Below are 2,088 nucleotides of genomic sequence, written 5' to 3'. Positions count from 1 at the left end.
GATCTCACCGTCCTCGTCACCGGCGGCACCGGCGCGCTCGGCGCCCACGTGGCCCGCTGGCTGGCCGCGCGTGGCGCCGAACACCTCGTCCTCACCGGTCGGCGCGGCGAGGGCCGGCACCTCGACGACCTGCGGCGCGAACTCACGCCGTACGGCACCCGGCTCACCGTGGCCGCCTGCGACACCGCCGACCGGGAGGCCCTCGCCGACCTGGTCACCCGCCTTGCCGACGAGGGCGGCCCCGTGCGCTCCGTCGTGCACGCGGCAGGGGTGAGCGTCCTCGGCCCGGTCGCTGAGACAGACGTCGAGGACCTCGCCGCGACCCTCTCCGGCAAGGTCCTCGGCGCCGACCACCTCGACGACGTACTGGACGCCGCTCAACTGGACGCCGTCGTCTACTTCTCGTCGATCTCCGGCACCTGGGGAGTCGCCGACCACGCCGCCTACGGCGCGGCCAACGCGATTCTGGACGCCCGCGCCGAACGCCGCCGCGCCGACGGCGCCCCCGTGCTCTCCGTCGCCTGGGGCCCCTGGGCGGGCGGCGGCATGATCGCCGAGACCGTCCAGGACGACCTGCGCCGCCGGGGCGTTCCCGTCATCGAACCGGCCGCCGCGATCACCGGCCTGCAGCAGGCGCTCGACCACGACGACACGGCCGTCGCCGTCGCCGATGTCGACTGGCGCCGGTTCGCCGAGGTCTTCACCTCCGTGCGCGGCAGCGCCCTGCTCACCGAACTGTCCGGCCTCCGCCCCGCGACGCCGGACGCGGAGACCGGCCGGGACCGGAACGACGGTACCTCCGCCGCGCTGCGCGAGATCGGCGGCCTCGAACCGGCACGCCGCACCGCCGCCCTGCGCACCCTGGTCAGCACACATGCGGCCGCCGCGCTGGGACACGCCGACGCCGGAGTGGTCAGCGCCGAGGCCGCCTTCAAGGAGCTGGGCTTCGACTCCCTCACCGCCGTCGCCCTCCGCGACCGGCTGCAACGGGCCACCGGTCTGAAACTCCCCACCACCGTCGTCTTCGACCACCCCAGCATCTCCGCCCTTGCCGTCCATCTCGACGACCGTGCGTTCGGCGGTGGGCAAGGGGACCACCCGGCCCCGGCACTCGCGGCGGACAGCGTCCGCGCGCCCGGCAGCGGTAACGCCCCCGAGGACGACGCGATCGCGATCGTCTCGATGGGCTGTCGCTTCCCCGGCGGTGTCCGTACCCCCGAGGACTTCTGGCGCCTGGTCACCGACGGCGTGGACGCCATCACCCCGCTGCCCACCGACCGAGGCTGGGACCTCGACGCGCTCTACGACCCCGACCCCGACCGCACCGGCACCAGCTACGTCCGTGACAGCGGTTTCCTGGAGGGTGCGGCCGGGTTCGACGCCGGGTTCTTCGGAATCTCGCCGCGTGAGGCGATCGCGATGGACCCGCAGCAGCGCCTCCTGCTGGAGACCACCTGGGAGACCCTGGAACGCGCGGGCATCGACCCGAAAGGCCTGCGGGGCAGCGACACCGGCGTCTATGTCGGTCTCACCGACCAGGAGTACGCCACCCAGTTGCGCGCCGCGTCCGGCGACAACGAGGGATACCTCGCCACCGGCGCGGCAGCGAGCGTGGCATCCGGGCGCATCGCCTATGTGCTGGGCCTGGAGGGTCCGGCGGTCACCGTCGACACGGCCTGTTCCTCGTCCCTGGTCGCCCTGCACCTCGCGGTCCGCGCCCTGCGCGCAGGGGAGTGCCGCCTCGCGGTGGCCGGCGCCGCCACCGTGATGTCGGGACCGGGCGCGTTCGTCGCCTTCAGCCGCCAGCGGGCCCTCGCTCCGGACGGCCGCTGCAAGCCCTTCGCGGCCGACGCGGACGGCTTCGCCCTCTCCGAGGGTGTGGGTGTGCTGCTGTTGGAGCGGTTGTCGGATGCGCGGGCCAATGGTCATCAGGTGTTGGCGGTGGTGCGTGGTTCGGCGATCAATCAGGACGGTGCGTCGAACGGTCTGACGGCTCCGAACGGGCCTTCCCAGCAGCGGGTGATTCGGGCGGCGTTGGCTGATGCGGGGTTGTCGGCGGCGGATGTGGATGTGGTGGAGGCGCACGGT

At 73.6% G+C, this 2,088-nt stretch carries 1 protein-coding gene; it reads left to right on the top strand.

Features of this window, described 5'->3' with window-relative positions; genetic code table 11:
- On the top strand, positions 1–2,088 hold a 2,088-nt coding region (locus AWZ10_RS42695), incomplete at both ends, for a type I polyketide synthase (protein ID WP_159058563.1).

Origin of the sequence: Streptomyces europaeiscabiei, assembly GCF_001550375.1 — a bacterium.
In the GTDB taxonomy this organism is placed as follows: Bacteria; Actinomycetota; Actinomycetes; order Streptomycetales; family Streptomycetaceae; genus Streptomyces; species Streptomyces europaeiscabiei.
The sequence above is the reverse complement of the archived record's forward strand: the minus strand, read 5'-3'. Positions and strand labels throughout refer to the sequence as shown.